The sequence below is a fragment of the Alteromonas genovensis genome, assembly GCF_010500895.1.
Taxonomy (GTDB): Bacteria; Pseudomonadota; Gammaproteobacteria; order Enterobacterales; family Alteromonadaceae; genus Alteromonas; species Alteromonas genovensis.
Genome location: NZ_JAAAWO010000004.1, coordinates 229,470 through 242,389, shown reverse-complemented (window position 1 = coordinate 242,389; position 12,920 = coordinate 229,470). Strand labels below are relative to the sequence as shown.

Annotated in this window: 13 protein-coding genes; all 13 read right to left on the bottom strand. The window is 46.6% G+C overall.

The features are described 5' to 3' along the window. Positions 1–13 precede the first annotated feature (13 nt). From GTQ48_RS07670 to gspD, 13 genes are read right to left on the bottom strand one after another with little or no spacing between them, the layout of a single operon-like run. Positions 14–883 (bottom strand): alpha/beta fold hydrolase, encoded by an 870-nt coding sequence (locus tag GTQ48_RS07670; protein ID WP_163106037.1) that lies wholly within the window; start codon positions 881–883, stop codon positions 14–16. A 54-nt stretch (positions 884–937) separates the two neighbouring features. Next, positions 938–2,365 carry a YdgA family protein gene (locus GTQ48_RS07665; protein ID WP_163106035.1) on the bottom strand — a complete coding sequence of 476 codons (1,428 nt, stop codon included), beginning with the start codon at positions 2,363–2,365 and terminating at the stop codon, positions 938–940. Positions 2,366–2,416: 51 nt separating this feature from the next. After that, positions 2,417–3,172: a type II secretion system protein N gene (locus GTQ48_RS07660; protein ID WP_163106033.1), complete on the bottom strand. Its 756-nt coding sequence runs from the start codon at positions 3,170–3,172 to the stop codon at positions 2,417–2,419. Then, positions 3,169–3,648 (bottom strand): type II secretion system protein GspM, encoded by a 480-nt coding sequence (gspM, locus tag GTQ48_RS07655; protein WP_163106031.1) that lies wholly within the window; start codon positions 3,646–3,648, stop codon positions 3,169–3,171. The genes GTQ48_RS07660 and gspM overlap by 4 nt, the downstream gene beginning before the upstream one ends. Continuing rightward, complete coding sequence (gspL, locus tag GTQ48_RS07650) at positions 3,645–4,844, bottom strand: type II secretion system protein GspL (protein WP_163106029.1); 1,200 nt, start codon at positions 4,842–4,844, stop codon at positions 3,645–3,647. Before gspL ends, gspM begins: the two co-directional genes overlap by 4 nt. Further along, the gene (gene gspK / locus GTQ48_RS07645; RefSeq protein ID WP_163106027.1) at positions 4,844–5,947 is read right to left on the bottom strand and encodes a type II secretion system minor pseudopilin GspK; all 1,104 of its coding nucleotides are present in this window, start codon (positions 5,945–5,947) and stop codon (positions 4,844–4,846) included. The genes gspL and gspK overlap by 1 nt, the downstream gene beginning before the upstream one ends. Next, positions 5,947–6,573: a type II secretion system minor pseudopilin GspJ gene (gene gspJ, locus GTQ48_RS07640; protein WP_163106175.1), complete on the bottom strand. Its 627-nt coding sequence runs from the start codon at positions 6,571–6,573 to the stop codon at positions 5,947–5,949. Before gspJ ends, gspK begins: the two co-directional genes overlap by 1 nt. A 4-nt stretch (positions 6,574–6,577) precedes the next feature. Continuing rightward, positions 6,578–6,982, bottom strand: a complete 405-nt coding sequence (gspI, locus tag GTQ48_RS07635) for a type II secretion system minor pseudopilin GspI (RefSeq protein ID WP_163106025.1) — start codon at positions 6,980–6,982, stop codon at positions 6,578–6,580. Further along, positions 6,979–7,605: a type II secretion system minor pseudopilin GspH gene (gene gspH, locus GTQ48_RS07630; RefSeq protein WP_163106023.1), complete on the bottom strand. Its 627-nt coding sequence runs from the start codon at positions 7,603–7,605 to the stop codon at positions 6,979–6,981. Before gspH ends, gspI begins: the two co-directional genes overlap by 4 nt. An 18-nt stretch (positions 7,606–7,623) precedes the next feature. Next, complete coding sequence (gene gspG, locus GTQ48_RS07625; RefSeq protein ID WP_032095339.1) at positions 7,624–8,061, bottom strand: type II secretion system major pseudopilin GspG; 438 nt, start codon at positions 8,059–8,061, stop codon at positions 7,624–7,626. Beyond that, positions 8,061–9,287: a type II secretion system inner membrane protein GspF gene (gene gspF, locus GTQ48_RS07620; RefSeq protein ID WP_163106022.1), complete on the bottom strand. Its 1,227-nt coding sequence runs from the start codon at positions 9,285–9,287 to the stop codon at positions 8,061–8,063. The genes gspG and gspF overlap by 1 nt, the downstream gene beginning before the upstream one ends. A gap of 1 nt (position 9,288) precedes the next feature. Then, entirely contained in the window at positions 9,289–10,851 is a 1,563-nt protein-coding gene (gene gspE, locus GTQ48_RS07615) for a type II secretion system ATPase GspE (protein ID WP_163106173.1), read from the bottom strand. Position 10,852: 1 nt separating this feature from the next. Then, complete coding sequence (gene gspD / locus GTQ48_RS07610; RefSeq protein ID WP_163106021.1) at positions 10,853–12,898, bottom strand: type II secretion system secretin GspD; 2,046 nt, start codon at positions 12,896–12,898, stop codon at positions 10,853–10,855. Between the last annotated feature and the right edge of the window lie 22 nt (positions 12,899–12,920).

The following is a 12,920-nucleotide window of genomic DNA, read 5'->3' as shown; positions in this document are numbered from 1 at the left end:
AAAAAGGCGATTACTAACAACCAGTAGTATTGCTCTCAATATGTTCAAGCACTGACGCTAAAACCTGTTGAGGGCTTTCTATTTGAGGGTAATGACCAATGTTTTCTAATTCAACAATACTGGGGGGCGGCATCAGCTCCCTATATCGGGCGGCCATATGAGCACCTGAAATAGGATCTGCTGCTCCAATCGTTAAACGAATAGGAACGGTGGCATTTTGAAGTGCCGTTACCCAGCGCTCTCTGTGCTTTTTGCGTTGATTCATGTAATCCAGCAGTAGGTGCATATATTTATGACCGTTGTTGGTGCTGATCAACGTCCAAAAATCATCAATGTCTTGTTCAGTTGGCGGTGTGTTTTCGCCAAATATACCCCGCATACTTTTTCTCACCGCGTTTTTATTTAAGAGGTGAATTAGCACCCCACCTAAAGGTGACAGAAGAAGCTTTTGAATAGGCAGTGCCCGATGCGTTTCGGGAAAGAGGCCACCATTTAAAAGGTGTAGAGTGTTAATGTAAAATGGCAAAATACCGTCTGTCTGCTGGGCCATAAGTTCTTGGGCAACAGTGTCGCCATAGTCGTGTGAAAGTACATGGGCATTGGATACCTCTAGGTGTTTCAGTAGTGCGCAAATAGCACTTACTTGTTCAGTGATTTGATATTTAGTGGGTGCCTTACTACTGAATCCAAACCCCAACATGTCCAAGGTGATACAGCGAAAGTGTTGAGTTAGCGTGGGCCATAGCTTAACCCAATCGTAACTTGCTGTTGGGTAACCGTGGATAAGCAGCAAAACAGGGCCTTCGCCATCAGTTCGGTAAAATAGCGCTTGTTGGTCATAAGTAAAATACTCGCCGTCGCTCTGCCATTTTGCTAACTGCATGTTCGAATGCCCTGTTCAGTTATTGGTTTGCTTCCCTGTTGCTTTATTACCTTGCTACTGAGCAAATGGTAACGGAATTTCGGCGCCGTTAAGGTTAGCCTTGCCGTCTTTTAATACAAATTCTGCGTCGTAGCCATTTTCAGTTTGCTTGATAAAACCTTGTTCTACAAAGGTGTTTAACACCATGGGAACCTGTTGCGATGCAAGGCTTTGCAGCTCTTCAGCTGTCATGCCTTGAGTTTGCGGGTTAGCAGCAAGTTCAGCAACCATATACCCTGAAGCCATGCTTTCAACGAATGCTTTGTCGGCTTTAATTTGTGCATTAGCGAGTAAGTGCGACACCCAGTAGCTTGGATCTTCAAGGGTGTCTGGAAGCGCAGTAACACCCACTAGCTTTGAGTTAGCCTTACCGGTAAAACTGCCTTCAGGTAAGGTCATGGCCAGCTTGGTAATGTTAATTTCAGGCTCAGTTTGTAGCTGTTGTAGTAAATTATCTTTGATAAATGCCTGAAGCTTTTCTGGCAATTCGTCGGCAGGCGTTGATAGTGTAGAGTTGCTGAAATCCTGATAGGCTTTGATGAAGTCTACATCAAGGTTGTTGATGGCAATGCCGATCACCATGTCAGAGGCATTTTGTGCAGCCCCTTCAATTTTATCAACCGCATACTCAACATATACATTGGCCGTATTGGTGTCTTCATCAATATCCGTGTTGGTAATAATACGTAGTGCTTCAACGAGAATGTTTGTTCCCGTTTCATCTGAAAATACCATTTCTTCAATGGCGATAGCCGCATCACCCTCAAACAGTTCACCGTTCATAGCCGCAAGCATATCAACGTCGTCGCTGTAGGTAATATCAGCGGTGGTGTTCAACATTTCAAATGAGAAAGCACCATCGTTCATAGTAAGTGACTCAGCCTGTCCCTGATAGCGAATGCCATCACCTTCATGTTTCGCTTCACCATTAAAGCCTGAAAAGTTTAGGGTTAGCTCGTCATCTACACCTTGTAGTGCTGGAATCGCGTCAGAGTAATTTAGGCCATTGAAAAGGCCTAGCGTACCTTCGTTAAAATACAGCGGCTCGTCGTCGGGCCAGGCTACATACTCGCGAAGCGCTTCACCTTGAACGGCGATGTTGTATTTTACTTTTGCAATACCCACACCGTCACCAAAATAGATGGGGCCATGATAGGCGTTTACGTTAGCGATTATCGTCGGGTTCTCCATGCTAACGTCTTGAGTATTGTCAACTTGCTGCGCGGCTAATATACCGTTGATATCTAGCGCGATTTCTATTTGTGCGCTGCTGCTAAACCAGCCTTTGTCGTAAGACACTATTGATGCAGAATACAGCGGCTGTTCGTTTAACGCAGCAAGGGTGCTGCGTGCTTTTGTTTCAATGCTATTGCCGATAAAAGTGGGGGCAATTAAAAGCGCAGCAAGGGTAACGCCGCCGCCTAAAATGAATGCTTTATTCAAAATACAGTCCTTTGTTTGTGTAATTAAAAATCAAAATTTAATGCTTACTATTTAAAGCTTAATTTGCGTGTAGCCATTGGCGTCAGGCGTGCCGAAAAGCCGTGCCGCTTGGTGCACCTCATTGGGCAAACTGTCGTCGGGCTTAAATTTTCCAGCGACTTGGAATTTTTGCATGTCTGCTTGAACGGTTGCATCGATAGACAGCCCGAGCATGTTTGGCTCGTTTACGGTAATGCCAATATCGTCGCCTTCGCAGCGAAGCTTAGCCGAATAGGTACCAAAATCGATAGGGCCTTGGGTTCCAGCCACTGTCGCGTTTAGCCAGTCTCCGGTGCCAGAGAGTGCGCGGCATGTTGGCCCGTAGTGCAACTCGTCTAATTTTACTTTAAAGCGGCCGCCTGCGTTAACTGGCAGCGGTAGCTGAACTTGTGCTAGCACCCTATCTACAGGCAAATACAGTGTGAATGCCTCTGTGCTTACCGATGTTTGACGAAATAGCCCTGTTGAAATAGGGCCTTCAAAAGCAATGTCGTTTTTATCGCGAATATTGCCTGCTTTTACATCAAGGTTAATGCTGCCAATGAGCATATAAAGTGGGTTTAATTCCCATTTTACATTGTTAATAGGAAGACCGTTTACTACCACAGTTTGTGCTTTTCCGCTAAACAGCGTTCCGCTCACGCCTTCAATAGAGACATTTTGCGGCAGTGTTATGCGGCCAATCACTTGCACCGCGGGCATGTAAGCAATGGCAAATAATAAAAACGCGATTATTCCGCCTACAATCCAGCTTATTTTTGACTTCATGCTTTACCTAATCGTAATCGACGAATTTTGATAAACCCTTCGGCATCGGCCGATGTTATATCTGCTTGTAAAATCACCACGCCCATACTTTCCATGGTTTTAAGCCACTCTAGTACATTGTTAAACGGCGCTTGATCAACCCAAATTTGAAGCTCATCGTTTTGTGGCTGCATGCGCGAAATAGCAATGTCGTGTTTTGCTACCGTGCGATTGACTGCCTGCGGCAGCGAACCAGAAAAGCCTTGGCTAGTGCCAGAGACACGGCGCAGTTGCTTAGCTCTTGCGGCACTGTCTTTTACCCATACCAACAGTGACTGCTGATTATCGAGTAACTTTTGCTGCTGCGAAAGCGCATTGTTAAGGGGAGACCAAATGGCAAAATAAAATATGGCGATCACAACGACTACGCCAGATATCAACACAAGCTTTTGCTCGCGCTCAGTCAGTGCTTTATATTTTTCTAATAGCGCGTTCATGACGTACTCCTAATAGACACTGTGCCAACAACACCGCTATCGCGATTATTTATCGCACCTTGCTCAACTAAAAAGCCAGCCTGCTCGGCGGTTTTTTTAAACTGCTCAAGTGCTTCAAAGCTTTTGCCTTCGGCCTGAATGCGTATTTCAGTGCGACTGGCGTCAAAGCGAAGGGTTTGCGGTTTAACGTCGGTGGCTGCAAAAGCAGGAGAGAGCTGGTCTAGCATAATTAGCATGGACGCATTGCCGCCACCTTGTTCTAATTTGGCCATTTCACTTTGCAGCTTGCGGCGCACGTCTCGGTAGGTGCCAATATTAGGAAAGCCGCTTTTCACGGTGTTGCTAATTTGACTGCGCAATGCGTCGTTTTGCGACTGTAATTGATACAGGGTGGCCGTTTTGTCAATTAAGGCTGTGCACAGTACCAGCACGGCTAACACAGCCGCTACGCGCCATTGCGACAGGGCACTGCTGCGTTTGCGTTTAACTTTGTATTCGCCTTGGCATAAGTTGAAGCTTGTTGCCGTTGCCTCTTTAGCGAGCACCTGCATGGGAAGCTCTAAAGGCGTTTCGGTTTCTTCTATATTGGGTAAACTAGAGAGGTCGATACCGGCATAGTTGGTCACGCTCACAGGCGTTGAATGCTGTGACGTAAAGTGAGCAAGTGTTGGCAGTAGCCACTGCTGCTCGCCTTGAATGCCTTTGAAATTATCTTGGCGAACTAATAGCTGATCACCGAGAGTCAAAATTGACCAACCGTTTGCCGTGTGAGGCACTGCGAGTACATCTGGAATAATGGTGTCACACACCAAATTAGCGTCTTGCAGCCATTGTTGCCATTGCTGCATTTTTTCATGACTCACAATAGCGACTGCTTGCTCGTTACCCACTTTAGGGCCTAAGGCAAAAAACTGCTTGCTAATATCTGTGGCAAGCTCTTCTTCAAGCATATAGGGCAGTGCGGCAATTACTTTTCTGCCAGCTCGCGGTGGCAGCGTTACCCACTTGAGTAAAATATCGCTGCTTGGCGCTAATGCGATTACACTTCGCTGGGCAGTGCGCTCTGTAAGCGTTGCTAACGCGTCGGCATTCTCTAATTCGCCCGATGCCATTATTTCATCATCGGCAGTTGAGTAAACCAACCAGCTGACGGCGTCGCTTTTATTCGCGCCCAGCCTTACCAGTAGTTGTTCCATTATTGTGTTCCTCCGAACTCGCGCCTCAGTATGTTCACGCCGTTGTCTGTGCTTACTTGAAACACGGTGGAAAGCTTAAACGTTGCTTTATTATATTTAGTTTTTGTGTGCAAAATAAAATACTCGGTTTTAACCGTAAACCAGTCTCTGCGCGAATTAGATAGGGTAAGAGCTTGTATAGCCGGCTCGTTTAAAAAGTCGTCCACCTCATCCCAACCTTCTTGCGGTCTATTGGCTAAAAGGCTGGTGGCTTGCTGCAAATCTAACCCGGTGATCCCAGCTAAAAGCGGCGCTTCTTCTTCGTCTAATGTATTGACGTTTATTTTTAATTCGTCGTTATCTGGAATAACGCACACTAATGGCAGAACGTTGCCCAGCCACTGTGGTGATGCGCCGTTTATAATACGCAATTCACTGGTAGAAGCCAGTGGGCCGTTTGCCGCTAAATACGGAAACTCTCGAGATTCATATTCACTGTCTTCAGCGCCCAAGGAGCGTTGGTTATCGTCGTCATCCACCCAATCGGCTAAACCGTCTCTAAACGTATCTGCGGTGTAGCTATCAAGGCCGTCTATCCCAAGTGCCAACAGCATACTGCTAAATGCGTCCATGGCTTCAGTGGTGTCTCTTGAGCTGTTAGGGATTGAGCCAACGTCACCAGAGTTGATTGCATTAAGATTAAAGCAGGCTCGCAAGTCTTTTAAGTTGGCGGTAAGTCCACCACCTTCTAAGGGATAAGCAAATTCTTGTGCCCAAGGTTGATCAAGGGATATCTTGTCTGGCGTCTCTTCAATCAGCGTTTTAATCGATTTCCTAGCAAAAGCTTCTGCGCCCAAGGCGTACCAATACGCCTGATTATTATCTTTTAAGTTCATAGTGCGCTGCACTTGTAGCTGCAGCCGAGTGCCCATTTCAGTGGCTAAAACCGCCACTAGGGCAACGATCATAAGCACTATCATCAGTGCCACACCTTTCTGCTTTGCTGGCGACTGAAAGCGAGGCGCTTTTCTTTGAGAGGACTTTGCTCGAGTTGATCCTAGACGAGCCGATTTTACACACGTCGAATTTTCAACACTCGTTTTTAAATAAGAGCTATGCTTCATTACGAGTCACCGCTAACAAGGGTGAATTCGCGGCGAAGCATACCAAAGTCTTTGCTTACAAACTCAATAGCGACGGCGCGTGGAAGCACCGTGTCTTGGTATTTTTCGCTCCACTTAATATCGTCATCGTCTTTTATCGTCGACGAGGCATTGTTGCCAGACAAAAACTCAACCTTAAAGCTCTCAATATTTTCAAGCAGTACACGAACCTTGGGCTCGTAGCCAATCACGTTATCGACGTAATTGCTGTATAGGCGTTCTAACTTATTATCACGTAATCGATAGGCCACGTATTGCAGAGTACTTCTGGGCAGCATGAGTTGAGGGTTATGCCAGCCGCCGCGAACAAAGCCGATGCCGTCGTCATCACTGCCGTCTACTTCGCCGCCGGCCATCACAATTTCTTGTTTTTCACCGTTCGCGCGAACTGGCCTTGATACTGCCTGCTGTATATCGCGTTCTATGGTCACCATGGCCCGCTGTAAAAGCTGCAGTTTTTCAAAACGCTCTTGTGACAAGCTGTTGCTGTCTATCACCGTGGTGAGTAAGCCCGTGGACGCTAAGCCAATAAGTGTAAAAATGGCCATGGCCACTAAAATTTCAATGAGTGTAAAACCGCGCTGCATCACTCTAGCTCTTTGTTGGCTTGGCGACGAACGTAGTCACTGAGGTTACAGTACTCACGTAATTTTTATCTTCACCAACAGAAATGGTCACCGCGCGTAAGTCACCGTCGTTGGTCTTGGTGACTTTTTGTTGCCAAAACCACGTTCTGTCTGCCATTTCCATGCTGCCTTTTAAGTTATTTTTTGGCGGCCATGTGGTTTCAAGCTGAAGCTGGTTTAATCGATTGCTCGCCACCCAATTGGCAAAGGTCACAGATTCAATTTGCCCAACGCTGGATAAGTGATCGCCAGCGGCTTTTAAAATAGCGGTACCTGTTAATGCAAAAATGAGCAGCGCCACCATCACTTCAAGTAGCGTAAGCCCTTTTTGTTTATCTTTGAGAGAGCTTGCGTGCTGGTGCATACTCATAGCGGACTCTCCAGCGGCCCTTCAAGGGCAAGAGGAGGAAGGTCTTTATTTTGTAGGCTGAAATAAACGGGCTCGTCGCCCTCATCGCCATTGTAATTGAACGACAAGGTAAACGGGGTCACATCGCCGCTCGACATTATAAGTATTTGGGGTGGAGGCAGCTTTTTATCTTCGTCGCTGCCTATTTCAACACCGTCTTCTGACACGCTAAGGTTTTCATCGAACAACTCTCGGTCGAAAAGCTGATCTTCAACTACCCAAGGCAAGTCATCTAAATTTAGAGTAAGTGTAAAAGGCTCGGGCAGGGTGTGCACTGCGTATACGTCCTCACCCTCAATGCGCTGCCACTCGTCGTCATCATTAAGATAAACAAAGTAATACTCGTTATCTTTTTGCTCAACGCGCACGCCAAGCTGCTGCTGATTAAGCACCGCAAAATCGCTGGCCATATCCACAATAACCTGCAGCCGCTGAGCTTGGCTTTTGAGCAGGTCTGCTTTGCTGGCACCAAAGGCATTAAACATGACATAGCCAGCAGCCAAACCCATAAGTAGCAGCACTAACATGACTTCTAATAAGGTGAAGCCGTTTGATGTTGTTGGGGTACTGCCACGCTTGTACATAGTGTGCTTGAGTTACGCCTAGTTGAGGTATTCGTTAATATTCCAGTTGCCGATATCGTCATCGGTACCGGGTTCGCGGTCTGGGCCATTAGAAAAAATATCAACTACGCTAAGCTCTCCAGGGCTGATAAGCGCGTAAGGATTTCCCCATGGATCTTCTGGTAGGCGCTTAATAAAACCGCCTTCTGGGTAGTTGCGCGGAATAGGGTCTAAGGTTGGCGCTGTCACTAAGGCATCAAGGCCTTGCTCGGTAGTAGGAAAGCGATTGTTGCGCAGCTTATACATTTCAAGAGCACTTTCCAGCTGCTGAATATCTACCGCCGCTTTTTTAAGCTGGGCTTCTTCTTGGTTTCCCAAAATTTGAGGTGCTACCATTGACGCCATAATGCCGATGATTAACAGCACCACCATTACTTCAATCAAACTAAATCCAGAACTACGTTTTAAAGATTTCATTACATATTCACCATGTTATTCAATGCTAAAATTGGCTGCAGAATTGCCATTACGATAAACAATACAATCCCTGCCATTGTGACTATCAATAAAGGTTCAAACACTTTTAGTGAGACACCAATAAGCGACTCGAATTCCCTATCTTGATTATCTGCGGCCCGGGCGAGCATTTGTTGCAATTCACCCGACTTCTCACCCGATGCAATCATATGCATCATCATAGGTGGAAATATTTTCGTATTATCCAATGCTGCTCTCAGGCTGCTACCTTCTTTAACGTTTATAGCGGCATCGGCAACTTGGTTCTTAATATGCTGATTCTCAAGCACATCACCTGAAATGCGCATTGCTTCTAATAGCGGCACTGCACTGGCACTAAGAATACTCAGAGTTCGGGCGAAGCGCGCCGTATTGAGGCCGCGGGTTACCTTTCCAATGAGCGGTACTTTTAAAAGCGCCTTGTGATAGCGCAGCTTCATTGCCTTTTGCTGCAACACTCGCTGCATAATGACAACGAGTATTGCGATCGCTATCAATAAAAACAGGCCATAGTCTTGTAGCCATGTACTCAATGAAATAAGAAACTGGGTAATGCCGGGAAGATCCTGACCCATGTGGTCGAATTGACCCACAATTTTGGGTACTACAACGGTAAGCAATAGCAACACAATGCCCATGGCAAAAAACAGCATGAGTGAAGGATATACTAGCGCTTGGGTTATTTGACTGCGGGTTTGTTGACGTCGTTCGGTGTAATCAGCCAACCGATTTAATACGGTGTCTAAGTGACCAGATTTTTCACCTGCCGCCACCATAGAGCGATAAAGATCGTCAAAAACACTGGGGAATTCACCTAGCGCGTCGGCAAGGCCGTGGCCTTCAACTACCTTACTGCGCACCGCCATCATCATATTTTTCTGACGTGGTTTTTCACACTGCTCGGCAACGGCCAGTAGCGCCTCTTCAACGGGTAAGGCAGATTCTACTAACGTAGCCATTTGGCGAGTAAGCAGCGCTAGGTCAGAGGCAGATATGCGCGGCTTAAACAGCGAAAAGCTGAACCCCGAGCCATTATTTTGCACACGCTCAGCCACTTGTTCTACATCGAGTGGAATTAAGCCTTTCTCACGAAGCTGCTGGCGCACTTGCCGAGCATTATCGCCCTCAAGTACACCACTTTCATTTTTACCGCGGGCATTGACCGCTTTATAAGCGAACGCTGCCATATTAGTCTTCCCTCGTTACTCGTAATACTTCTTCAAGTGAGGTTACCCCAGACAGCACTTTTCGACAGCCATCTTCTCGTATGCTTGGCGTAGTGGCTCTTATGTAACGCTCGATTGCCTGTTCGCCAACGCCTTCATGCATCATTTCTCTCACGCGCTCATCAACTAGTAGCAATTCATGAATACCGGTTCTACCGCGATATCCGGTTTGATTACATGCGGCGCACCCACGCGGGGTGTAAATAATGGTGCTAGCATTAGCATCAGAGCCTAATACTTCACGTTGTGATGCATCGGGTGTATGAGGCTGTTTGCACTCTTTACACAAGGTTCTCACCAAGCGCTGGGAGAGCACAGCCAGTAAACTCGACGATAACAAGAACGGCTCAATACCCATATCTTCTAATCGTGTTATTGCACCGGCGGCCGTGTTGGTATGCAGCGTGGAAAGTACCAAGTGACCGGTTAAACTGGCCTGAACCGCTATTTGGGCAGTTTCAATGTCTCGAATCTCACCAACCATTACCACGTCTGGATCTTGACGTAATATGGCCCGCAAGCCTCTTGCAAAGGTCATATCTACACGAGGGTTAACTTGAGTTTGTCCAATGCCGGGTAAATCAAATTCGATAGGGTCTTCAACGGTAAGAATATTTCTATCGCGAGAATTAATCTCACTTAGCCCTGCATACAAGGTGGTACTTTTACCTGAGCCGGTAGGGCCTGTAACCAAAATAATGCCGTGAGGCTTTCTGATAAGCGTAGAGAAGAAGTCTCTATTTCCCTGAGTCATGCCTAAATCTTCAAGATTAAGGCGTGCATTATTTTTATCAAGTAAACGCAACACCACCCGCTCGCCGTGACTTGAAGGCATGGTAGATACACGTACGTCTACCGCTCTGCCTGCTATGCGTAAGGTGATACGACCGTCTTGGGGTACTCGTTTTTCAGCAATGTCTAACTTGGCCATTACTTTGATTCGCGACACTAACATAGAGGATAGCTTGCGATTAGGGCGCAGTATTTCACGCAAAACGCCGTCTACACGAAAGCGCACAACCAGTTGATTCTCGAAGGTCTCGATATGAATATCAGAAGCCCCTTCTTTAATTGCCTCACCAAGCATCGCATTGATGAGCTTGATGATAGGCGCATCGTCTTCACTGTCTAGCAAGTCTTCTGTATCGGGTAAATCTTCGGCAAGAGCAAACAAGTCACTCTCATTACCTAAATCTTCCATGAGCTGTTTAGCAGCCGAACTATCCCGCTGGAAAGCCGTCGTTAGGAAGCTTTCAAACTCATCTGCCGGAATGGATTTAGGAACAAAAGGCTCACCGTAAAAACGACGCACTTCAGCGAACACATCAAAAGGCGTGTTCTCAGTAAAATACAAAACAGCCGGTGTTTCATTCACTTCTAACAGCACTTGATTGCGCTTCGCGAAACTAAATGAAAGCTGTTTGGGGCCACCTTCTTGTTCAGGAAGACCCTCTTCGGCCATGGCTTCAAGCACTTCTTCTTGTGCTTCAAGTGCCTGAGTAAGTTGTTCGTCTTGCCCTGACATACTAGTCATTATCCTCTAGCGCTTCTTTTTCCGTTAAGTACTCTTCAAAAGAAGGCGGTAGCGACAGCTCATCGTCCCAATTAGGCATGGTGGGTGTGCGAGAGTTAGGCATCAACGATACGCCGTCTTGCTGGCGTTTAAGCTGTAGCGCGCGGATGTAATTGTACTTTCTATGGCTGATAGAATTCATGGTTGCGGCATCACGCACAATAGTAGGCTTCAAAAATACCATGAGGTTGCGCTTACGTTTACTGGTAGAGGTTGATTTAAACAAGTTACCAAGGATAGGAATATCGCCAAGTAGAGGTACTTTTGACACACTTTCTTGAATGTCTTCATCAATCAATCCACCAAGTACGATAGTGCCGCCATCATCTACAATAACGGTGGTTTTAATCTCACGCTTGTTAATAGAGATGTCCACCGAGGTTGCACCGCTAACACTTGATACTTCTTGCTCAATAAGAAGTTGAACCGCATCACCTTCATTTATTTGTGGCGTTACTTTTAACTTTATACCCACTTCTTGGCGCTCTACCGTTGTGAAAGGGTTTGAATTATTAGCGCCCGTTGTTGTTCCCGTAATAATAGGAACTTCCTGACCTACGATGAAAAACGCTTCTTCGTTGTCCATAGTAGTTAGGTGCGGAGTGGCAAGAATATTTGAATTGGTGTCTGTGCTAACTGCCTGCACAACTGCGCCCCAACCATCCTCTATAATTCCTGCAATCATGCCGTTGGCGCCGCCAAGTAGGTTTGCAAGAGGCTGGAAGTCGCCCTCTATGGTATCTGTTGTTTCAACAATTTCACCATTTGCTGACGTTTGAGAACGGGGTACCTGGCGGTCTTCCGCTTGACGTAAAGCCACGCCTAAAGCGCCTACTGGCACAATGCCATTGTTAAATTGTGTACCGCCGCCTTCTTCAGATACCCACTGCACGCCAAGGGTAGTGCCGTCACCTTCAAATACTTCAACAATGATGGCTTCAACCTGTACTTGAGCACGACGAATATCGAGTTGACGAACCACTTCTTCCAGTGAGCGCATCATGTCAGGTTCTGCGGTAATGACAATGGCGTTGGAATCTTCATGGGCGTCAATGCTGATGTCCCGATTCGATGAAGAACGACGGGTAGAGGTGGCAGCGCTGCCTTGTGTTTCTGCCTGTATACTGGCCGACACACCCTGCAATACTTTTACCATGTCTTCTGCTTTTGCGTAGTTTAAAAACAGCACTCGCGTATTGCCGTTAGACTCAAGCTCTTGGTCCATACGTTGGATAAGCGTGATGAGTCGTTGGCGGGCTTTAACGTCGCCGCTGACAATGACAGAGTTAGTTCTATCATCTGCCACAACACGGGGGTCAGACTTGGCGCCCGTATTCGCTTTGCCTTGAGACTTGTTAATGCTTTCAATAATGCGCACCATTTCAGACGCTGAAGCATAGCGTAACTTCACAATTTCTACTTCTTCGTCACCGGCGCGGTCAACACGTTCAATAATTTCGACTAAACGGTTAACCACCGCTGCCCTGCCGGTTAGCATCATCACGTTTGAAGGGTCGTGGCTCACTACATTTCCGCCACCGGCCTGATCGTTTAGCTGGCGAAGAATAGGGGCTAGTTCGCGAACAGGTACGTTGTAAACAGGAACGACGCGGGTAATAAATTCATCACCGTCTTGTTCTGCGCCTTCAACCACCGGAATATTTGAGGTTTTTGCATCTTTAGAGCGCACAACTTTTAAAATGCCGCTTGGCATTTCAACCACAGCAAAGTCGTATACCTGCAGCACGTTTAAGAAAAATTGATAGTACTGCTCTTCGCTAAGCATATCGTAACTGCGCACGCTAATTTTTCCGCGAACATTCGGGTCGACGATAATGGTTCGCTCTAAGTTTTTACCCACAATATTAATGAATTCGTTAATGTCGGTATCTTTAAAATTAGGCATGTACTCGGCAGCGGTCACAGAGAAACACAGCAGCGCTGTACACACAGTGGTGGCTAAGCGAGATAACAATTTGTGGCTTGTGCGCCTTTTCATTCTAACTTCCTTTATTTCTTAA

What these genes read in the sequence shown, in the direction of transcription:
- gspL (WP_163106029.1), bottom strand. Translation starts at nt 4,844, where the DNA reads ATGGAACAACTACTGGTAAGGCTGGGCGCGAATAAAAGCGACGCCGTC.
- gspF (WP_163106022.1), bottom strand. Translation starts at nt 9,287, where the DNA reads ATGGCAGCGTTCGCTTATAAAGCGGTCAATGCCCGCGGTAAAAATGAA.
- GTQ48_RS07660 (WP_163106033.1), bottom strand. Translation starts at nt 3,172, where the DNA reads ATGAAGTCAAAAATAAGCTGGATTGTAGGCGGAATAATCGCGTTTTTA.
- gspE (WP_163106173.1), bottom strand. Translation starts at nt 10,851, where the DNA reads ATGTCAGGGCAAGACGAACAACTTACTCAGGCACTTGAAGCACAAGAA.
- gspM (WP_163106031.1), bottom strand. Translation starts at nt 3,648, where the DNA reads ATGAACGCGCTATTAGAAAAATATAAAGCACTGACTGAGCGCGAGCAA.
- gspD (WP_163106021.1), bottom strand. Translation starts at nt 12,898, where the DNA reads ATGAAAAGGCGCACAAGCCACAAATTGTTATCTCGCTTAGCCACCACT.
- gspK (WP_163106027.1), bottom strand. Translation starts at nt 5,947, where the DNA reads ATGAAGCATAGCTCTTATTTAAAAACGAGTGTTGAAAATTCGACGTGT.
- gspG (WP_032095339.1), bottom strand. Translation starts at nt 8,061, where the DNA reads ATGAAATCTTTAAAACGTAGTTCTGGATTTAGTTTGATTGAAGTAATG.
- gspI (WP_163106025.1), bottom strand. Translation starts at nt 6,982, where the DNA reads ATGAGTATGCACCAGCACGCAAGCTCTCTCAAAGATAAACAAAAAGGG.
- gspH (WP_163106023.1), bottom strand. Translation starts at nt 7,605, where the DNA reads ATGTACAAGCGTGGCAGTACCCCAACAACATCAAACGGCTTCACCTTA.
- GTQ48_RS07670 (WP_163106037.1), bottom strand. Translation starts at nt 883, where the DNA reads ATGCAGTTAGCAAAATGGCAGAGCGACGGCGAGTATTTTACTTATGAC.
- gspJ (WP_163106175.1), bottom strand. Translation starts at nt 6,573, where the DNA reads ATGCAGCGCGGTTTTACACTCATTGAAATTTTAGTGGCCATGGCCATT.